Here is a 19,622-nt window from a genome sequence, read left to right as displayed (position 1 = left end):
ACGCACCGGGACACCCGGAAGGGACGCCCGTCAGGCCCAGTCTGCCTGAGAACGGGGTGTCTGTACGAAGGCCCCCGCCACGGGCAGGCACACGCGGAAGATGCTGCCCTCGCCCGGCGCGCTCTCCATCGTCAGCGTCCCGCCCAGCGAGGTGACGATGCCATGGCACACCGCGAGCCCCAGGCCCGTGCCCACGCCCAGCGGCTTGGTGGTGAAGAAGGGGTCGAAGATGCGTTCGCGGTGCTCGGGCGCGATGCCGCAGCCGGTGTCGCGCACCTCCACCAGCACGTGGCCCGGCGCTCCGGGACGGGCCACCACGCGCACCTCGTTGGCCTCCGCGTTGCCCGGGGGGATGGACTGCGCCGCGTTGAGCAGCAGGTTGAGGAACACCTGGCCCAGCCGAGAGCCGTTGCCCTGCACCGGGGGCACGCCGTCGCACTCCACCACCAGGCGCGCGCGGTGCCGCAATTCGTGCATGGCCATCTTCGCCGCCGTGCGCACCACCGACGCCAGCTCCGCGGGGCCGCTGCCCACGTCCTCCGCGCGCGACAGCGTCTGCAAATCCCTCACGATGAGACGGATCCGCTCCGCCCCGTCGCGCGTCTCCGCCAGCGCCTCCAATATCTCCTGCCGGTCCTGCTCCGACAGGCGCTCCTTCTGCTGCAGCTCCTGGTGGATGTACTCCAGGTTGCTCAGGATGAAGGCCAGCGGATTGTTGATTTCATGACCCACGCCCGCGGCGATGCGCCCCAGGGCGATGAGCCGGTCGGCGAAGAGCAGCTGGGCCTGCGTGGCGTGGAGCTGCTCCAGGCTGCTGGACAGCTTCGCGTTGGCGGCCTCCAGCGCCGCGGTCCGCTCGCGCACCGTCTCTTCCAGCAGGTGATTGTCCGCGCGGGGCGCGCCCTGTCCGGGACGCACGCCCACGCCGGTCCCGGTGCCAAGCCCCTGGAAGGCCTGTCGCAGGGTGCTCCGCCGCCGCGTCATCGCCGCCAAACGCCCGACCTTCGCTCGTACCGTCATCGCGGCCCACTCCAACACCCGCGGCCGTTACCGCTCCTCGTGGCGGTGGTCCCAACGGCGAACCGGCCTGCGCGAGGGGCATCCAACACCGCCGACCGGTGCCGGGCAAGGTGCACGGGGTGGGGGGACGCCGGGGATCCGACAGGCGCGGATTCCTGCACCGTCGCCATCCCATGGCTGCGAGCTGGGAGTCGGGATTCGGGCGCGCGGTGGGGAGCGCCGCACGCCCGGATGCACGGGCACGGACCTTGGGGGAGGCCTGACGTGCCCGGTGCCTTGAAGAGACTCGGGGAAGACTAGGAGCAGGTACCGCAGTCGGCCTTGCAGCTGTCAGCGGTGAGGCCGGTGCCACAGCGTTCGGTGAACTGGCAGGTGCCGTCGCCGCAGCGGTACAGCTCCTGGGGCTGCACGCGCGTGGTGATGGTCGGGTACGTCTTCCCGTTGTACGTACACTGCGTGTAGTAGGGCTGGCTCGCGTCACCCTTGGTGCAGAACTGGGAGCAGGCGCCCACGTTGGTGATGGGCGCGCAGCTGTCCCCCTTCAGCGTCAGGCCGCAAGCGCGCGTGGAGCTCTCCGCGGAGCTGAAGTCGCGATCACGCGCCGCGAACAGGCCCTCGGTGGTGAAGAGGTTGCCGAAGAAGCACCCCTCCTTCTCCTTGAACGTGGACAGCTCCTCGGAGGAGTACGACAGCGCCGTGCCCTCGGCGGTGCGTCCCAGCACCGACAGCGAGATGTGCAGGCCGTACTTGTTCGCGTGCGCCGCGAGGCACGCGCTCACCACCTGCTGCTCCGCCACCGTCGCGGGCTTGCCCGACGCCCAGCCCGGCGCGAGCCCCAGGCTGCCCTGCCACGTGTACTTCGCCCCCGTGGACGCGTTCTCGTAGGCGCGCGTCTGGCCGGCGGCCACCGCGCACTTCACGATGTAGGCCATCAGCGCCGGCGACGTGCCCGCGTTCGCGTTGAACCAGTCGTTGAAGCCGTTCGTCGACAGGCCGTTGGTGGACAGGCCGTTGGTGGACAGGCCGTTGGTGGACAGGCCGTTCGTCGACAGGCCGTTGGTGGACAGGCCGTTGTCCACCATCTGCGACTGCTCCGCCGACGCCAGCACCCACGCCTCGTCCGGGGTGTTCTCCGAGGCCACCCCACCGCAACCCACCACGGCCAACAACGCACCTGTCAGCAACAGCGCCTTCAGGGGTTGGGCCAAGGCACTCCGGTTCCACCACTCGCTGCATCCACTTCCAGGCTGAAAAGCAGGGGTGAGGCGCATGTAGGGGGCTCCCGCTCAAGGGAAGTCGGATGAACGACTTCCAGGATGTCAGGCAGTCCAGGCTTTCAACTAGAAAGTCGTTGAAACTGTCAGACAGGGGAATCGTGACGCATTCTGGGGGGGAAGGAAATACCGCGCCTGCAGAAAATTACTGTGCAGGTTGAATCCAGACGCGACCTTCAGTAGGCCTCTGGAGGGCCTGTCACCACAAGGACGATCGGGGTGGGGTGGCTGGAGGACAACTCACTGCGAGGGTGGGCCCTGCAGGAATCGCGAAGCCGGAGGGGTCAGGGCGAAGCCGTCAGGATCGCGGACGTTCCAGGTAGCCACATGCGTCACGGGTCCCCCTACCACCTCGGCCTCATCGGCCTCGCCCCGGGTTTCCGCCTCGCCATGGTGGAGGCAGAGGTGGACGTGGGCCTGGGCGGCGTCCGCCAGACACTGGGCTTCCGCGTGCAGGTCGCGCAGGGCCTTGAGCGTGTCGGCGGGGGCGGTGTCGGGGGTGAGGGGCCGCACGCCCAGGAGCGTGGTGCCGGTCTGCAGGGCCAGCAGGAAGCCCCGGGCGCGCAGGCCCTGCTCCAGCGTGTCCAGCACCACGGCGAGCGCGGCGTAGAGCGTGTCGTCGTCCTGGTCGGTGGCGGGCAGTACCACCTCCGCGTGCACGGCGAACACGGGGCGGGTCTGCCCCTCCACCTGTCCGGGCTCCTCGGCGGCTTCGCGCAGCGCGGTGAGGAAGGCATTCACGCTGGGGTAGCGGCGGGTGGCGTCCTTGTCCAGGCAGCGCAGCACCACCGCGTCCATGCCGGGGGACACCGGCGCGCGCACGCTGGGGCGCGGCGGCGGGGCCTCCAGGTGCATCCGCTCCAGCTCCAGGCGGTCGTCGGACTGGAACGGGTAGCGGCCGGTGAGCAGTTGGTGCAGCAGCACGCCCAGCGCGTACACGTCCGTGGGCGGACCGATGCGGCCGCCCCGGAACTGTTCGGGCGCCATCGCGTGCGCGGTGCCCAGGCGCTGGCCGGCGGTGGTGAGCCCCTCCTGGCCGGGCTCCTGCTGGATGAGCTTCGCGATGCCGAAGTCGAGCAGCTTCAGCCGAGGCTTCTCCCCCTCCTCCACGACGAGGATGTTGCTGGACTTCAGGTCGCGGTGGACGACGCCGGAGCGGTGCGCCGCCTCCAGCGCGCCGCAGATGGGCTCCAGGTACGCCAGCGCGCGTGACGCGGAGAGCCGTCCGCGCTCCTGCACCACCTGGCTCAGCGTGCGCCCCGACAAGAGCTCCATCACGTAGTAGGGGCTGCCGTCCGGCATCAGGCCGAAGTCGTAGACGTCCACGATGTTGGGGTGGTGGATCTGATTCACCACGCGGGCTTCGCGCACGAAGCGCTGGAGCATCTCCCCCTGGTCCGCCAGGTGCGCGTGCAGCACCTTCACCGCGGCGAGCCGGCCGAGGATGCGGTGCTCCGCCTCGTAGACGCTGCCGTGGCCTCCGGCGGCGATCATCGACTTGAGCACGTACTCGCCCGCGAGCGTGCCCGGTCCCCGTTCGGATCGGGGGGGTGCGTCATGCCCCTTGTCCGTGGCGCTCGCCGCGGCGCGCGCCTGGATGCGGAAGGTGCTGTCGGAGTCCGCCGCCATGAATGTCCCGCACCCTAGCATCCGCCGGGTGGGTCGCGAGCGCCCGCCGCCGGCTGCTTCCCTGCCTGCCCTTTTGCCCGTTCACCAGGAGTCAGGCTTCCTGCCCCGGAGGTGGAAGCGACGTTCATTGGAAGCCGTTGGAGTATGGTTGCGAACCGGGCCAAGGCTTGTGGCCCTCACGGAGCGCGGCGTCATGCACGACAGGCGGCGAGGAGAGTGCCGGCCCGAGCGCAGGGGAACGCAAGGGGGCTGGCACACATGATGACGTTGTTGGACGAGCTCACGACCTGCGCGGGCCAATCGGTGACGGCTCCGTCCTCGACCGGGGCGTGCCTCATCCTGATCAGCACCACGACGCCGGCCGCCATCGGCAAGGCGTATCGGTTGGAGCCGGGCGAGCACGTCATCGGGCGGGGTTCGGAGGCGGAGGTCCGCATCGACGACCACGGGGTGTCGCGCAAGCACGCGCGCATCCTCCGTGCCGTTGACGGCACCTGCCGCGTCACCGACCTGGAATCCACCAACGGCACGTTCCTCAACGGCCTGCCGGTGTCCACGGCGGAGCTGCAGGAGGGCGACCGGCTCCAGGTGGGCACCGTCACGGTGTTCCGCTTCTCCCGGCGCGAGGTGCTGGAGCAGCGCGAGGAGCAGCTCCGACAGGCGCTGTCCGCCGCGCGCGTGGGCATCTGGGACTGGAGCGCGAAGAGCGGTCAGGTGACGTGGAGCGAGCACGTGGACCGGCTGCTGGGTCTGGCGGTGGGAAAGCTGTCCGGCCGCGCCATGGACCTGGAGGAGATCGTCCACCCGGCGGACCTGCCCCGGCTGCGCGCGGGCCTGGCGACGGCGCTCCAGCAGAAGTCGCAGGTGGACGTGGAGTACCGCATCGAACCGTCCGGCAGCGGCTACCGCTGGATTTCGTGCAAGGGCGACGTGCTGCTCGACGCGGCGGGGCAGCCCGCGCGGGTGACGGGCACGGTGATGGACATCACCGCGCGCAAGCAGGCGGAGCAGGAACTGCACCGGCAGGCGCTCATCTTCGAGAGCATCTCTGACGGCGTCGTCATCACGGACCTGGCGGGCGGGGTCATCGACTGGAACACCAGCGCGGAGCGGATGTTTGGCCGAAGCCGCAAGCAGGCCATGGGACAGACGCTCTTCAGCGTGCTGCACCCGGGCGAGCAGGACCGGCTGACGGGCGCCATCCTCACCGCGCTGGAGGTGCACGGGCGCTGGTCCGGGGAGCTGGAGTTCCGGCGCGACGACGGCATGACGTGCGTCTGCGAGTCGGTGGTGGTGCCGCTGCGCGACGCTGAAGGGCGCATCATCGCGAACATCATGGTCCACCGGGACATGAGCGAGCGCCGGCAGCTCCAGGCGCGGCTGGTGGTGGCGGACCGGCTGGCCAGCGTTGGCACGCTGGGCGCGGGCGTGGCGCACGAAATCAACAACCCGCTCGCGTACATGCTGGTGAACCTGCACCTCATCCGCGAGGGGCTGGACAAGATGGAGGCGGAGGGCGCGCCGTCGGAGCCGGTGGCGGCCATCCAGCAACTGGTGCGCGAGACGACGGAAGGCGCGGAGCGCATCGCCACCATCGTGCGGGACCTGAAGGTGTTCGCGCGCGGCGAGCAGGAGTCGCGGCCGATGCCGGTGGACGTGCGCCGCTCGGTGGAGCTGGCGTGCAAGATGGCGGACAACGTCATCCGTCACCGCGCGCGGCTCATCACCGAATTTGAACCGGTGCCAGCGGTGGAGGCGAGCGAGGCGCGGCTGTGTCAGGTGTTCCTGAACCTGCTGCTCAACGCGGCGCAGGCGATTCCGGAGGACCCGTCCTCCGTCACCGAGCATGAGATTCGCGCCATCATCCGCCAGGGCGAGCCCGGCAAGGTGGTGGTGGAGGTGCGCGACACCGGCGTGGGCATGACGCCCGAGGTGTTGGGGCGCATCTTCGATCCGTTCTTCACCACGAAGGCGGTGGGCGTGGGCACGGGGCTGGGGCTGTCCATCTGCCACGGCATCATCGAATCCATGGGCGGCTCCATCCAGGCGGAGAGCGTGCCGGGGCAGGGCAGCACCTTCCGCGTGGTGTTGCGCTCGGCGCAGCACGAGCCGGACCTCTACCCCCGGTTGTCGTCGACGGCGCAGCCCGGAGCGCGGGCGCGCATCCTGGTGGTGGACGACGAGCCCAACGTGACGGTGGCGCTGCAACGCTCGCTGGCGGCGGAGCACGAGGTGGCCACGGCGAACAGCGCGCAGGCGGCGCTGCGGCTGGTGAACGAGGGCGGCCGCTTCGACCTCATCCTCTGTGACGTGATGATGCCGGGGATGACGGGCATGGACCTGTACTTCGAGCTGGGGCGTTCGTCGCCGGAGCAGGCCGGGCGCATGGTGTTCATGACGGGCGGGGCCTTCACGCCGCGCACGGTGTCCTTCCTGCGCGACGTGCCGAACCTCAAGCTGAGCAAGCCGCTGGACCTGGCGCAGCTGCGGGAGCTGGTGGGACGCTCGGCGGAGGCCGGGCGATGAGTCCTCCCTCCGGTCACCCCGCGTCCCCTCCCGAGGCCGCGGTGGGGCCGGAGGAGCCGCTGCCCGGGGGCCAGGACCTGGGCTCCGTGGTGGTCCCCGCTTCCGAGGGCCGGGAGTGGACGGTGCGCGCGCTGGGGATGGGGCTGCTCATCGGCGCGCTGCTGGCCGTCACCAACCTCTACATGGGGATGAAGACGGGCTGGTGGGACAGCGGTTCCATCACCGCGACGGTGCTGGGGTTCAGCGGGCTTGCCGCCTATGGGCGCAGGCGGGGCGTGCCGTACACGCCGCTGGAGAACAACCTCACGCAGACGGCTGCGTCGGCGGTGGGCGCGATGCCCGCGGCGGCGGGCCTGCTGGGCGCGCTGCCGGCGCTGGCGCTGCTGGGTGTGACGGTGCCGGGCTGGGGCATCGCGGCCTGGGGCGTGGTGCTGGGCGCGGTGGGCGTGCTGGTGGCGGGACTGCTGCGCCGACGCCTGCTGGTGCAGGAGGCCCTGCCGTTCCCCACGGGCATCGCCACCGCGGAGCTCATCTCCACGCTGCACTCGGCCACGCCGACGGAGGCCCCGGGCACGTCGGTGGGGCGTGGCCGGACGCTGGTGGGCGCGGGCGTCGTGGCCATGGTGGTGACGTGGATGCGGGACTCCCGCGGGTTGCTGCCGGGGATGGTGGGCCTGCCGGGCCGCGTGGGCGGCGCTTCCCTGGAGTCGCTGAACTGGGGCGTGGGCGTGAGTCCCATGCTGCTGGCGGTGGGGATGATGACGGGGCTGCAGCTCGCCCTGAGCATGCTGCTGGGCGCGGTCGTGGCGTGGGGCGTGCTGGCTCCGGTCCTGCTGAGTGCGGGCGTCGTCGTGGGCGCGGAGTATGGGCCGCTGTCCGCGTGGCTGACGTGGCCCGGGGTGGGGTTGATGGTGGGCGCGGCGGTGGTGTCGCTGGGCGCGCAGGCGCGCGACTTCCTGAGCGCGGCGAGGGACCTGCGTTCGGTGGGCGCGGACCGCAGCGGCCTGCCCCGGTGGACGCTGGGTCTGGCGGTGGTGGCGTGCGTGCTGGCGGTGGTGCTGGGCCGGGTGTTGTTCGGGCTGGGCGTGCCGTCGATGGTGCTGGCACTCGCGCTGCTGGTGCCCTTGTGCGCGGTGTGTGCTCGCGGCGCGGGACAGACGGATGTGTCGCCGGTGAGCCAGATGGGCAACCTCACGCAGGTCGCCTTCGGCTTCGTGAGGCCCGGAGAGCTGGCGCCCAACGTGGCGGCGGGTTCGGTGGTGGCGGGCGCGGCGGCGCAGACGGGCGTGAGCCTGTGGTCGCTCAAGGCGGGGCACCTGTTGGGGGCCTCGTCGTCGAAGCAGCTCGCCGCGCAGTTGGTGGGAGTGGCGGTGGGCGCGGTGGTGGCGGTGCCGGCCTACCTGCTGCTGGTGGATGCGTACGGGTTGGGGACAGCCGCGCTGCCAGTGCCCGCGGCGGCGCAGTTCCGCGCGGTGGCGGAGGTGTCCGTGCGAGGGCTGGCCGGCCTGCCGCCGCATGCGGGAATGGGTGCGCTGGTGGGGTGCGCGGTGGGCGCGGTGCTGACGTTGGCCGCGCGGGGCAGGGCGGCGAAGTGGCTGCCGTCACCGGTGGCGATGGGCATCGGGTTCATCACGCCCGCCTTCTTCGCGGTGACGCTGTGCCTGGGCGCGGGGCTGGCGGCGCTCGCGCGGCGGTGGTCGCCGAAGCACACCGATGCGCAGGTGCCCGCGCTGGGCTCCGGGGCGCTGGTGGGTGAGTCGTTGATGGGGCTCATCATCGCCGCCACGACGGCGCTTCAGCGGTCGGTGTAGCGCCGGGCCTGGCTGCTCACGCAGCCGGAGTCAGGTCCCGCACGCGCTCCAGCGAGCGGCGGATGCGGTCTTCCATCAGGTTCGGCAACTGCGCGGCCCGCGCCATGGCTTCCCCGAGCGCGAGCATCGCCTCCGCGAAGTCGCCCCGGCGCCAGGCCGCGAGGCCCATCATCTCCAGGACTTCGAGGGGCTCCTGCTCCACGGACACCTGCGAGGAGCGCTCGCGCAGCGCGTGCCAGTCCTCCGCCGTCGCGTCGCGGGCAGCCAGCTCCACCATGGTGAAGAGCACTTCCTCCGACGGGCTCAGGTTCACGCCGTGCCGGCTGTTCGCCATCGTCTGCCGCACCTGCGCGAGCAGCTCCCGGGCCCGGTCGTGCCGGCCCGTCCAGGCCATGGCGCGCGCCTGGAGCAGCAGCGCCCACGGACGGTGCGCCACCTCCGGATGCCGGCGCTCCAGCACGATGGCGCGGGCGATGTGCGGCGCCGCGGCCTCCACGTCGCCGGCCTGGTAGTACAGCTCGCCCATGTTGTGCTCGGCGAAGTACTCCCAGCCCACCACGCCCAGCTCGCGCCCCAGTTGCATGAAGCGCTCCTGGTCCTTCAGGGCGTGCGTCAAATCCCTGCGCGCCACCCACAGGTTGCGGCGGTTGTTGATGGCCGAGCCCAGGTGGAAGCGGTCTCCGCGCTCCGTGCACGCGCTGATGACCTCGTCCATCACGCGCTCGGCGCCGTCGATGTCGCCCAGGTTCGGGAGGATGACCGCCATCAGCAGCAGCGCCACCACCAGCGTCTCGTAGCCCGCGTCGCCCAGCTTCCGGGCTCTCTCAGCAGCGGCCTCCAGCGGCATGAGCGCGTCCAGCCACTCGCCCTTGCGGAACTGCGCGCGGCCCAGCGCCAGCAGCAACCGCGATTGCACGTAGGGCGACGTCACCGTCTCCGACAGGTGCTGCGCCTCCTGGGCCCGCTCCTCGCTGCGCGCGTAGTCGTTCACCCAGTCGAGCGCCATCGCCTCGTCGAGCAGCAACTCCACCACCGCGCGGGCATCCCCCACGCCCCGGGCCCGCTCGCGCGCGATGGCGAAGTCCGTGAGCGAGTCCTCATACCGGCCGATGCGGTAGCGCATCAGCCCCCGGCCCCGGAGCGCGGTGAGGCAGCGCAGCTCGTCCTCGGGGTCGAGCAGCTCCAGGGCGCGCGTGTACATGGCCTCCGCGTCGAGGAAGGCGTGACGGCCGCGCGCGGACTCCGCCAGGTCGATGGTCAGCGCCGCCGCTTCATCGCGCAGGCCAGCCGCCGCCGCGTGCAGCGCGAGCCGGGCCAGCCGCTGGCGCTCCTGCGAACCCGCCGGGCTCAGGTAGTGGCGGTAGGCGGCGTGGTGGATGCGCGCCTTCTCCTCGGCGGGCAATCCCGCGACCACCGCCTCGCGCACCAGCTCGTTGCGGAAGCTCAGGCCCTCCAGCCGGTGCTCCACCAGCAGCCCCGAATCCAGGAGCCGCCGCGTCGCGTGGCCCATGTCCAGCGGGAACTGCGACGCGGCCCCGTCGCGCTCCAGCTCGCGCACCACGCCGTCCGCGGCGGTGGCGGTGAAGGCCGCGCCCAGCAGCGCGCACAGGCGGGCATGCGCGGCGAGCGCCGGAGGCAGGGCGCCCAGCTCGCGGTCGGCCAGCCACTCCACCAGCCGCAGCTCGGGGACGCGGTCCAACTCGTCGGTGACGAGGTACCAGTTGCCGCCCGGTGAGCGCTGGCGCACGAGGCCCTGGCGCTTGAGTCCGCGCACCAGCTCCACCAGGAACAGGGGCACGCGCTGCGCGCGCTCGACGATGCGCTCCACCGCCTGCGCGGGCACGTTCTCCACCGGCTTGAGCAGCGTGCGGCACAGCGCCTGCGCATCACCCGGCGTCAGGCCGGACAAGGGCAGCTCCAGCTGACGCGCGGCGCGGGCGCCCCAGGACGGGCGGCTCTGCTCGAAGCCCGGACGCACCAGCACGCAGACCCACAGGGGCACGCGCGTCTCCGCGAGCGCCGCGTACTCCAGCGCGTCCAGCGCCGTCTCCTCCGCGAAGTGCGCGTCGTCCACGATGAGGCACAGGGGCCGCTCCCTCGCGCTCGCCGCCAGCAGCTCACCCGTGGCGCGCAGGGCCAGCGAGCGCAGCGCGCCCGGAGCCGCGGCCCAGCTGTGCAGCTCCGGACCGCCGGGCGCGTACCACCCGAGCGTCGCGGCCACGCCGGGCCACAGCTCCATGCCCAGCCGCGAGCCCAGCCGGTCCAGGATGGCGGTGCGGCCATCCTCCTGCGTGTCCGTGTCGTCGCGGTCGAAGCCGTGCAGCGCGACGCGCAAGAGCGTGCGCAGCGTGCCTTCCGGGTCGCCCTGCACGGGCTCGCGGGCGCGCATGGAGTAGACGCGGGCGTGGGGCAGCGTGGCCCGCAGGCGCAGGGCCAGCGTCGCGGCCAGGTGGCTCTTGCCGTGACCCCGGTCGCCTCTCACGGTGACGATGGTGGGCGCCGCTTCGGACACCGCGCCCCGGGCGCTGTCCAGCAGGTTCTCCAGCTCCGCGTCGCGGCCCAGCAGCACCGCGCTGCCCAACTGCAACACGGTGACATCTGGCCGGGGCGCGGCGCCCGAAGGCGCGGGACGCATCAACCCCGAGCGTCCCGGCACCGGCAGGCACGGCACCTCTGGCACGGCCTCCGCCGCGGCGTGCGACAGCAGCAGGCCGCGCGTCTCCGGCCCGGTGGGGTAGCGCTCCTCGCGCGCGAAGATGGCGCTCAGGTAGCGGGGCGCGCCATCCAACCGGCGCTGCACGGTGACGGTGGCCACGTCCACGTGGGCGGCTGGCGCGAGTCCCCGCTCGGCCAGGCCTTCGGCGGCGCGCAGGGCGCGGCGCACCGGGTTCTCTCCCACGTCCGGGTCGAAGACCGCCGCGAAGCGCGCGCCGTCGGTGAAGGCCATGTGGCCTCCGTAGGCGGTCAGCGCCTTCTGCACCGCGACCGGGTTCGCGCGCGAGGCGAGGAACAGCACCGCCACGGAGCGGCGCGTCTGGGCGGGGCGCACCTCCGGCAGCACGGTGAGGGTGACCCGGGGCGCGGGCTGCACCGAGGACTGGCCCGCGTGGTCCAGGGCCGCCCGCAGCGCCTGGGACACGGCGGCCGCGTCGCGGGGACGGCGCACGGGCTCCTTGGCCAGACACCGCAGCACGACCTCCTCCACCGGAGGCGCCACCGGGGCGTACTCCGACGGAGGCGGCGGACGCAGCGACAGGTGCGCCTGGAGCACCTCCGGCAGCGCCCCGAAGAAGGGCGGCCGGCCGGTGATGAGCTCGTAGAGGATGACGCCCAGCGCGTACACGTCCGTGCGTGCGTCCAGGGCCGCGTGGCCGGCGCACTGCTCGGGCGCCATGTATTCGGCGGTGCCGGCGAAGGAGGAGGTCTCCTCGGGTGTGCCGTCCTCGGCGTTGGCGTCGGGAGCGGGGCGCTGCACGAGCCCGAAGTCGAAGACGCGGGCCTGGCGATGGGCGTCGTCCAGGAACACGTGCTCGGGCTTGAGGTCGCAGTGCACCAGTCCGTGCGCATGCACGGTGGCCACCGCGTCCAGCAGCGCGCTGGCCCGAGGCCAGAACTCCTGCGGCGACAGCGGCCCGGACACCTGCGCGAGCCAGTCCGCCAGCGTGGGCAGCGGCACGAACTCCATCGCGAGGAAGCGCTGTCCACCCGGAAGCGTGCCCGTCTCATACAGCGCGGGCACGGTGGGCGGCCCGATGACGCGCAGGGCCTCCGCCTCACGGGCGAGCTGCGCCTCCGCGAGCATCACGCCGGGACGGGCCAGCTTCAACGCGATGCGTTCGCCCTCGCCGCCATCAGGGGCGCGCTTGTGCGCGGCCAGCAGGACGCCGAAGCCTCCGCGCGCGATGACCTTCTCGCACCGGTAGCCCGGAACCTCGGGCACGAGCAGCGAGACATCGGGCGGCGGGACGGTGATGGGCGAAGCGCCGGGAGGGCACGGCGCGTGAGCACCCTCCCAACGCCGCCCGCATGTGAGGCAGCGCGGCACGGGTGCCACTCTATGCCAGGGCTCCGACGATTTCCGAACCCCTGGGTGGGGCAGGCGGCGCCCACGTGAACGATCGGTCAGAAGTTCCGCCATGCCCGGAGGGCGTCCAGGCACGGCGTCACCGCGAAACGCGCGACACCTGACATCCCGAACGGACGCAAGTGCAGCGGGTCGGATGTGCACCCGCTGCGTCATGTCGCGCCGCATCGCGCCGTGGGAACGGAACTCCGTGCAATCCCTGCTCAATGGGATGCGCGGGCCCGACCCTCACGTGCGTCGCGGGGAACAGCTCAGGCCGACAGCTCGCGGGTCAGCCTCGAGGTCCACGGGCACCAGTGGCTGCCCGGGAGGAAGGCGCCGCCGGCTTCGTCGAGGTGATCCTCGACGTAAATCATGTCGGCGTCACAGACCTCGATGGCCATGGTGAAGAACGCGATGCTCGCGGGATCGAGGTGGAAGGAGAACCTCGGGTTGTATTCCGCCTTCCGCTTCACGATCCGGCCGTGCACGTGGATCTCATTCTGCTCCTCACCGGAGAGGATCCGGCGTGCCTGGGCGATCCTGTTCTCATCGGTCAGCTCGATGATGAACTCGATGCCGGGAGAGCTGGGCTGGGTGAAGGCGAATTGAACGGGACGCGACATGGGAACTCCTACGAACGGGTTGTCGACCCCATGTAGAGATCCATGCCCATGCCGGCAATCCGGTTGTTTGTTTAGTCATGAAATTTAGAAAATCGACACATTAATTATTAATCGGAAGTCCTTGTTAACCCTGGTGGGTCTCCAGAAGGCCAGGCGTGAGACGCGGCGTCAGCGACACGCCGCGCTCCCCCGCGCAGTGAATGTCAGGACTCCCTGTTAGCCCTGCCCAAGCGGAGGAGCATGCATGGGCGGGCTTCAAGCAGCGTACGGAGGCAGACGGTCCGGGCGTACGTGGCGGCACGTGACGTCCCTCATCGGGCTCATGGGATGGGGTCTGGCCCAGGCCGGTGAGCTGCCGGTGGGACTGCACGGATACTCGCGCTACCGGAGCGCGTCGCCGCCACGGCTTTCGCGGGGCCCTGACAGAGGCACCGTGGGCGGTGCGGTGCTGGGCCGCTATCTCGCGTTCATCCAGGAGCAGCGGGCGGCCCTGAAGAAGCCTGAGATGAAGGAGGCGGAGCGTCAGGCGGGGCATGCCGCGCTGAATGAGCTGTTCATCTGGGCCATCGCACGGACCGAGGAACAGCTCGCGGAGGATGCGCCGCTGGAGGTGTACCTGCGGATGAAGGTCTCGCACGCGGAGCAGGGGCGTGCGGAGACGGTGCGCGTGAAGCAGGTGGAGGCGAAGCTGGGCGAGTACCACCGTTGGGCGGATGCGCGAGGCCGGGCCCTGGCCGGGGCGCACTTCCGCAGGCTCGGGACAGACGGGCTGCTCACCGAAAGCGCGCTGTACGAAGCGACGCAGCGGGCGCTGGTGGAGGCGGTGCTCGACTGGGCCTACGAGCACACGTTGGATCCGGACTTCGTGCGCAAGAGCCCCAGCGAGGTGGCGCTCTACCTGCTGGCGCGCGACAGCCTGCTGGCCTCGGCGGTGGAGGCGGGTCGCCTCGCGCCCCCGACGTGGGACCCGAGCAAGGAGCCTCCAGGCATTCCTCCCGAGGAGCTCGTGCTGGAGATCGCGGTAGGCCTGTTGCCCGTCGCCGGAGAAGTGGCGGACATGAAGGGCGTGGTGCTCGGGGAGAGCCTCCTGGGCTACCCGCTGACGGGCGGAGAGCGGTTGCTGTGCGCGGTGAGCGTGGCGCTGCCGGTGGTGTCGGGGCGCCTGCTGTCGGAGGGCGCGCAGGGCGTGGCGCAGGTGGCGCTCCTGACGGGCCGGAGCCTGCGCGAGGTGCAGGTGTTGCAGCGGGTGGTGCAGCACCTGTCACCCCAGGACGCGCAGGAGATCCGCCGGGTGCTGCGAGCCGCGGCGCGCGGTGATGCGGTGTCCGCGGAGGACGTGGCGAAGCTGCAAACCGTGGCGAAGCGACTGGAGTCCCCATTGGCGGAGGCGGGCCGCGTGCTGGCACAGGGCAGGCGCGTGCCATGGGTGGGCTCGCGGGTGACGGCGGAAGGCACGCGGCTGGTGCCGGGCAGCGCGGAGCACCTGGCGCAGGCGTGGGTGGACTACCAGTTCCGCCACCCGTCGAAGTACCCCCGCATCCAGTACGCGGTGGAGCCGGAGTGGGAGCGGCTCTACCAGACGGTCATCAAGAACAAGGGCGCGGGCAGCGAGTTCGAGCAGGCCGTGCTCAAGGCCAAGGGCCAGCAGAAGAACACGGCGTTGATGCTGCCGCCTCCGGGGAGCAAGGCCCAGGGCTTCGTCCCGGACGCGGTGAAGGGCAACCCCGTGGAACTGGTGTGGGGACAGCCCTACCACTTCGTGGAGGCCAAGGGCCGAGCGGAGATGGCGCTCACGGGCAACCTGGAGGCCATGCTCAAATACGTCCGAACATACGGTGGCCACATCGAGGTGTACTTCCGCTCCGCGAAGCATCCAGCGGGGCAGACGAAGCTGACCTTTCCCCTCGAACAGCTTTTGAAGAAGCTCGAAGATGATGGAAAAGCCCTGTCTGACGTCTATCCGTGAGGCTCGCGTGTGCCGTTGAGGTATCTGACGACCAGGATCAGCCTGCCGCCCATTGTTCCCTCGGAGGCTGCGGTCCGCGCGTTTCTCAAGAGCGCGTTCGAGGAGTACCAGTGGTTCGTGCCTGCTCGTTCTCTCGATGAGCAGATCGATCCTCTGCGGATCGACTACGACACATTGGTCGCTGGCTTCCTCGGAGTCCGCAGCCTCATGGTGCTGGCGAAGACGGACCGTGACTTCTTCCTGTTCTCCGCCAGGAAGTCGGACGGTCCTCCGCATGTGGGCAAGCTCACCTGGGCTGCCGCGCTTTCTCGCGCGAAGAACGCGAAGTGGCGTGACGCCCATGTCCAACAGGTCACGGTGCTGATGAAGTTGTTCAATTCACCGCTGGCCGTCTCCTCGACCTCCGAGGACGAAGACCGGAAGTGCGACCAGCTCATCCCCTCCCCCTCGGGGTTCGGGCAACGCCGGACGCGAACCGTTCGCGACCCCAGCGAGGGCCTCGCCGGGGTCTTCTGGCGCAACTTCTACGGTCCGCCGTTCATCGAGATGTTCGGGGACCGGCTGAACGCGATCCCCGAAACCCAGCGGCGCACGGTCGCGGACGGCATCGTGCTCGTGGAGCCCTACGCCCTGCCCACCGACGCGATGACTCCCGCCGCGGAGGCCGCGGAGCAACAGCTCCGCGAAGTCCTTGGACCGGAGTGCTTCTACGACCAGGTGGCACGCACCATGCCGCGCCGCGTGCCCGACCTGCCCCACCCGGGCGCGCTCTCCTCCTGAGCCCGCCCGGAGGCAGCGCGCGCTCTACCGCGCCGGCACTTCAATCGCACGCAAGAGCGCGCCGTCCTGTCCGGGCACCCGCGCACGCAGCAGCAGCGCGCCACCGGGTTCCGCGGACGTCAGCGCCTGGGCGGCCTCCGCGACGCCGGACACCTTCTGGTCGCCCACCTGCGTGAGCACCATGCCGGGCACGAGCCCCGCGCGCTCCGCCGCGCTGCCAGACTCCACCGCGACCACCTGCGCGCCGCCGCTGCCGTCCTGCGCCTCCGACAACCGCAGGCCCAGCCGCTTCGACAGCGGCGCGGGCGTCGCATCCCGGGGCGTCATCTCCTCCTCGCCCCGCTGCGTCGGACGCGTGCCCAGCTTCACCGGCACCGCCATCGCCTTGCCGCCACGCACCAGGCTCACCTGCACCTCGCTGCCCGGCTTGAGCAGCGCCACCGCGCGCGTCAGCGAGCCGGCGGAGTCCACCGCGCGCTCGCCCACCGACGTGATGACGTCCTCCTCGCGCAGGCCCGCCTTCGCTCCGGGGCCTCCGGCGCTGACACCCGCCACCACCGCGCCCTTCGCGGCCTCCACGCGCAGCGCCCGCGCCAGCTCCGGCGTGAGGTCCTGCACCGCCAGCCCCACCCAGCCCCGGCGCACCACGCCGGTCTCCTGGAGCTGCGGCAGGAGCGCCTGGATGAGGTTCGCGGGCACCGCGAAGCCGATGCCCGTCGCCCCGCCGATGATGGCCGTGTTCATGCCCACCACCTCGCCCCGCATGTTGAAGAGCGGGCCGCCGGAGTTGCCCGGGTTGATGGCCGCGTCCGTCTGCAGGAAGTCGTCATAGGGGCCCGCGTGGATGTCGCGCGCCCTCGCGGAGAGGATGCCCGCGCTCACGCTCGACGCGAGCCCGAACGGGTTGCCAATGGCCATCACCGGGTCGCCCACGCGCAGGCCGTCGGAATCGCCCAGCTTCACGAAGGGCAGCTTGCCGGACACGCCCTTCAGTTGGATCAACGCCACGTCCGTGAGCGCGTCGCGGCCCAGCACCTCCGCCGCGAACGAGCGCCCGTCCTCCAGCCTCACCCGGACGGTGTCCGCCCCCTCCACCACGTGGTTGTTGGTGAGCACCAGGCCCGAAGGGTCGACGACGAAACCCGAGCCCAGGCCCTGCTTCGACGGCGCACCGCCGCCCTCACCGAAGGGATTCTGTCCGCCCTGCATGCCGAAGCGCTCCGCGAGCCCCGGGGGCAGGCCCTGCATGCCGCCCATCGCGGGACGGGCGCGGGCCTGCACCTCCACGTTCACCACCGCGCCCTTCACCGTGTCCACCAGCGGCGCCAGCGACATGAGCGCGCCGGGTGTGCCGGGCGTGGCCATCGCGGGTGAATAGACCGCGGGCTCCACCTTCGCGCCCGAGGGCGTGGTGGCCGTCTTCAGGGACAGCGTGGGGCGCTCGGGCGGCGCCGTGTCCGGAGCAGGCTTGCACGCGCCCAGTGCGACCAGGGGCGTGAGCGCGAGCGCGCGGGCAAGGCGGCGGCGGGACGGAAGGGTGCGGACCATCGTGCGTTCTCCTTGGGTGGGCTCCGGAAGCGACCTTCCGGGCGGGGAAAAAGAGTCGAACCGGATGCGGTGGGCACCCTGGGAAGGAGGCAGCGGTCCCGTTCCACCAGCGACACCGGGAGCCACCAGTGGCCCAGCTGCCTGAAGGGAGCTCTTGGAGGAAGCCCCGCATCCGGTCCGACGCCCGGACCTCATTGCAGCCCGTGGGCCAAACCCTCCGGAACCGCTCATGAGAGGGGAGCCGTGCCCGGAGGCCTCGTGGAGGCGGGGCAAAGTGCCCCAGCCGGGGCATTTCGCCCGGGGGCAGCCTGCCCCACGCCCCATCGCCGCGCTTCGCCAGGGCCCGGGGGCCGCGGACATGGCACGGCGGATGCTCCAGGTCAGGAACGTCCCACCGCCGTGACGCCGTCCGGCGCACCTTCAACCCTCCAGGAGACTCCTCCCATGGTGCACGAGCAGACGGAAGGGGCCGCGCGCGCCGCGGCCTGGGAAGACCCCACGATGGCGCCAGCGCGGGCCACCCGCATCCTCGTGGCGGATGATCAATTGGAGATGCGCACCCTCATCCGCAAGATGCTGGTTCGGCGCGGCTATGAGGTGGTGGAGGCGTCGGACGGACCGGACCTGGTGCGCGTCCTCATCGACGGGCTGACGGCGGACGAGTCCCGCGCGCCCGACCTCATCATCACCGACGTGCGCATGCCGGGCTTCACCGGCCTGGAGGTGCTCGCTCGCCTGCGCCGCGAGCAGTGGGACACGCCCGTCATCCTCATCACCGCCTTTGGCGACGCGAAGCTGCACAGCGAGGCCCAGCGGTTGGGGGCCGCCTATGTGCTCGACAAGCCGTTCGAACTGGACGAGCTGCGAAACGCGGTGGAGGCGGCGCTCGCGGTGACGCGGGGCTGAAGCGACGCCGGGCGCGGCGCGCTAGGCTTGGGCCGCTCGCGAAGCCACACCCTTGCAAGGAAGCCCATGCGCCGCATGTCCTGGTCCCTGTCGTTGTCGCTCCTGTGCCTGGGGTGCGCGCCCGCGCAGCGTCAGACGCCGGACGCGGGACCTTCCGAGGCCGTGCCCCAGCGGCTGGTGGCGCGCATCGTCCACACATACCCGCACGACCCGACGGCCTTCACGCAAGGCCTCCAGTTCCACCAAGGCCAGCTCTACGAGAGCACCGGCGAGGACGGAGACCTGCGGCGCATCTCGCTGGAGCAGTCCGCGCCGCTGTGGAAGCAGTCCCTGCCGGACGTGTTCCCGGAAGGGCTGGCCAGCGACGGCGAGCGCCTGTACCAGCTCACATGGCAGGACGAGACGCTGTTCGTGTGGAACGGCGCGACGCCCGTGCAGGAGAAGCAGGTGGCGTACACGGGCGAGGGCTGGGGCCTGTGCTTCTGGCGCGGCCAGCTGGTGCGCAGCGACGGCACGTCCACGCTGCGCTTCCACGACCCGAAGGACTTCCACGTGAAGTCCCAGGTAGAGGTGACGTCGCAGGGCGTGCCGCAGGAGAGGCTCAACGAGCTGGAGTGCGCGGAGGACGGCGTCTACGCCAACGTCTGGCACGCCAACCACGTGTTGAAGATCGACTACGCCACGGGCCGCGTGCTGGCGGTCATCGACGCGTCGGAGCTGGTGCGGGCGGTGCGCGGACGGGCACCCGGCTATGAGGCCGTGCTCAACGGCATCGCGCTGGAGCCGGGCACCGGCCGGCTGTTCTTCACCGGCAAGCGCTGGCCCGACCTCTTCGAGGTGAAGCTGGAGCCCGCGACCACTCCGTAATGACCGGCTTCAAGGCGCCCCGGTGGCCCCCTGTCGGGAGAAGCGCCGCCGCACCGTCCGGGTGACCTCCGCATCCCAGCGGAGGGAGAACAGCTCCACCACGGTCCGCTGGAAGGGCAGGGCACACGCCAGACAGGCCAGCGTCGCGGCCAGTCCGATGAGCGTGTTCTGCCACGAGGCCAGGTTCCACTGTCCGGACCAGAACCACTCCCTCAAGCTCTGCGGCCAGAAGTAGTGGATGGGCCAACCGGGACCACTGCCCGCGAGGTCGCACAACAGATGCCCATGGAATGCCGCCACCGACAGCAGCGCCACCGCCGCGCGCCGCCGGGCCAGCGCGGCGCAGACCGTCATGGTGACGAGCGCCCCCACGTAGCCGTGGAAGATGACGTGGTGATAGCGCGCGTAGAATTCTTCACCCGCGAGCAATGACAGTCCATCCAGGTCCGGTGCGAGCCCCGCGCAGGTGACGAGGATGCGGTCACGCCGCTCGCGGAGGCCCTGTGCCAGCAGCCAGGACAGTTCGGCGTGGACGATGGGATTCATGGATGTGCGGAAGCGTACGGTGATTCACGTCCGGCCGTCACCCAGGCCTCGGGAAGCCCA

Annotated in this window: 13 protein-coding genes; 6 read left to right on the top strand and 7 right to left on the bottom strand. The window is 71.2% G+C overall.

Annotated elements, in window-relative coordinates; genetic code table 11:
• Positions 1 to 30: 30 nt before the first annotated feature.
• The 3 genes from OV208_RS24300 to OV208_RS24290 all read right to left on the bottom strand — a co-directional run bounded on the left by OV208_RS24300 (position 31) and on the right by OV208_RS24290 (position 3,923).
• Complete coding sequence (locus OV208_RS24300; RefSeq protein ID WP_267576262.1) at positions 31 to 1,020, bottom strand: sensor histidine kinase; 990 nt, start codon at positions 1,018 to 1,020, stop codon at positions 31 to 33.
• A gap of 296 nt (positions 1,021 to 1,316) precedes the next feature.
• Positions 1,317 to 2,228, bottom strand: a complete 912-nt coding sequence (locus OV208_RS24295) for a hypothetical protein (protein WP_267576261.1) — start codon at positions 2,226 to 2,228, stop codon at positions 1,317 to 1,319.
• A 306-nt stretch (positions 2,229 to 2,534) separates the two neighbouring features.
• Positions 2,535 to 3,923, bottom strand: coding sequence for a serine/threonine-protein kinase (locus OV208_RS24290; protein ID WP_267576260.1), 1,389 nt, complete (start codon positions 3,921 to 3,923; stop codon positions 2,535 to 2,537).
• Between the two features lie 261 nt (positions 3,924 to 4,184).
• On the opposite strand from OV208_RS24290, the gene OV208_RS24285 reads away from it, so the two are divergent.
• The gene (locus tag OV208_RS24285) at positions 4,185 to 6,449 is read left to right on the top strand and encodes a PAS domain S-box protein (RefSeq protein WP_267576458.1); all 2,265 of its coding nucleotides are present in this window, start codon (positions 4,185 to 4,187) and stop codon (positions 6,447 to 6,449) included.
• Positions 6,446 to 8,260 carry an OPT/YSL family transporter gene (locus tag OV208_RS24280; RefSeq protein WP_267576259.1) on the top strand — a complete coding sequence of 605 codons (1,815 nt, stop codon included), beginning with the start codon at positions 6,446 to 6,448 and terminating at the stop codon, positions 8,258 to 8,260. The genes OV208_RS24285 and OV208_RS24280 overlap by 4 nt, the downstream gene beginning before the upstream one ends.
• 16 nt (positions 8,261 to 8,276) lie before the next feature.
• On the opposite strand, the gene OV208_RS24275 is transcribed toward OV208_RS24280, so the two are convergent.
• Both OV208_RS24275 and OV208_RS24270 read right to left on the bottom strand, forming a co-directional pair.
• A complete protein-coding gene (locus tag OV208_RS24275; RefSeq protein ID WP_267576258.1) occupies positions 8,277 to 12,200 on the bottom strand; it encodes a serine/threonine-protein kinase PknK in 3,924 nt (1,307 codons plus the stop codon).
• A gap of 395 nt (positions 12,201 to 12,595) precedes the next feature.
• Positions 12,596 to 12,949 (bottom strand): calmodulin, encoded by a 354-nt coding sequence (locus OV208_RS24270; protein ID WP_267576257.1) that lies wholly within the window; start codon positions 12,947 to 12,949, stop codon positions 12,596 to 12,598.
• 301 nt (positions 12,950 to 13,250) lie between these two features.
• Here OV208_RS24270 and OV208_RS24265 point away from each other — a divergent pair, with 301 nt between their 5' ends.
• Together OV208_RS24265 and OV208_RS24260 are read left to right on the top strand one after the other, a co-directional pair.
• Entirely contained in the window at positions 13,251 to 14,915 is a 1,665-nt protein-coding gene (locus tag OV208_RS24265; RefSeq protein WP_267576256.1) for a hypothetical protein, read from the top strand.
• Between the two features lie 117 nt (positions 14,916 to 15,032).
• Positions 15,033 to 15,695 carry a hypothetical protein gene (locus OV208_RS24260; RefSeq protein ID WP_267576255.1) on the top strand — a complete coding sequence of 221 codons (663 nt, stop codon included), beginning with the start codon at positions 15,033 to 15,035 and terminating at the stop codon, positions 15,693 to 15,695.
• Between the two features lie 24 nt (positions 15,696 to 15,719).
• Here the strand turns inward: OV208_RS24260 and OV208_RS24255 are convergent, their stop codons facing one another.
• Positions 15,720 to 17,243 carry a Do family serine endopeptidase gene (locus OV208_RS24255; protein ID WP_267576254.1) on the bottom strand — a complete coding sequence of 508 codons (1,524 nt, stop codon included), beginning with the start codon at positions 17,241 to 17,243 and terminating at the stop codon, positions 15,720 to 15,722.
• 444 nt (positions 17,244 to 17,687) lie between these two features.
• Here OV208_RS24255 and OV208_RS24250 point away from each other — a divergent pair, with 444 nt between their 5' ends.
• On the top strand, positions 17,688 to 18,149 hold the full coding sequence (locus tag OV208_RS24250) for a response regulator (protein ID WP_420715042.1): 462 nt from the start codon (positions 17,688 to 17,690) through the stop codon (positions 18,147 to 18,149).
• 66 nt (positions 18,150 to 18,215) lie between these two features.
• On the top strand, positions 18,216 to 19,016 hold the full coding sequence (locus OV208_RS24245) for a glutaminyl-peptide cyclotransferase (RefSeq protein WP_267576253.1): 801 nt from the start codon (positions 18,216 to 18,218) through the stop codon (positions 19,014 to 19,016).
• Between the two features lie 9 nt (positions 19,017 to 19,025).
• Here OV208_RS24245 and OV208_RS24240 read toward each other — a convergent pair whose 3' ends face one another.
• A complete protein-coding gene (locus OV208_RS24240) occupies positions 19,026 to 19,562 on the bottom strand; it encodes a metal-dependent hydrolase (RefSeq protein WP_120533975.1) in 537 nt (178 codons plus the stop codon).
• Positions 19,563 to 19,622 lie beyond the last annotated feature (60 nt).

The organism is Corallococcus sp. bb12-1 (assembly GCF_026626765.1).
Lineage (GTDB): Bacteria > Myxococcota > Myxococcia > Myxococcales > Myxococcaceae > Corallococcus > Corallococcus terminator.
The sequence above is the reverse complement of the archived record's forward strand: the minus strand, read 5'-3'. Positions and strand labels throughout refer to the sequence as shown.

Coding starts and splice junctions, on each gene's coding strand:
- OV208_RS24300 (WP_267576262.1), bottom strand. CDS start 1,020: ATGACGGTACGAGCGAAGGTCGGGCGTTTGGCGGCGATGACGCGGCGG.
- OV208_RS24290 (WP_267576260.1), bottom strand. CDS start 3,923: ATGGCGGCGGACTCCGACAGCACCTTCCGCATCCAGGCGCGCGCCGCG.
- OV208_RS24285 (WP_267576458.1), top strand. CDS start 4,185: ATGACGTTGTTGGACGAGCTCACGACCTGCGCGGGCCAATCGGTGACG.
- OV208_RS24280 (WP_267576259.1), top strand. CDS start 6,446: ATGAGTCCTCCCTCCGGTCACCCCGCGTCCCCTCCCGAGGCCGCGGTG.
- OV208_RS24270 (WP_267576257.1), bottom strand. CDS start 12,949: ATGTCGCGTCCCGTTCAATTCGCCTTCACCCAGCCCAGCTCTCCCGGC.
- OV208_RS24255 (WP_267576254.1), bottom strand. CDS start 17,243: ATGGTCCGCACCCTTCCGTCCCGCCGCCGCCTTGCCCGCGCGCTCGCG.
- OV208_RS24250 (WP_420715042.1), top strand. CDS start 17,688: ATGGTGCACGAGCAGACGGAAGGGGCCGCGCGCGCCGCGGCCTGGGAA.
- OV208_RS24245 (WP_267576253.1), top strand. CDS start 18,216: ATGCGCCGCATGTCCTGGTCCCTGTCGTTGTCGCTCCTGTGCCTGGGG.
- OV208_RS24240 (WP_120533975.1), bottom strand. CDS start 19,562: ATGAATCCCATCGTCCACGCCGAACTGTCCTGGCTGCTGGCACAGGGC.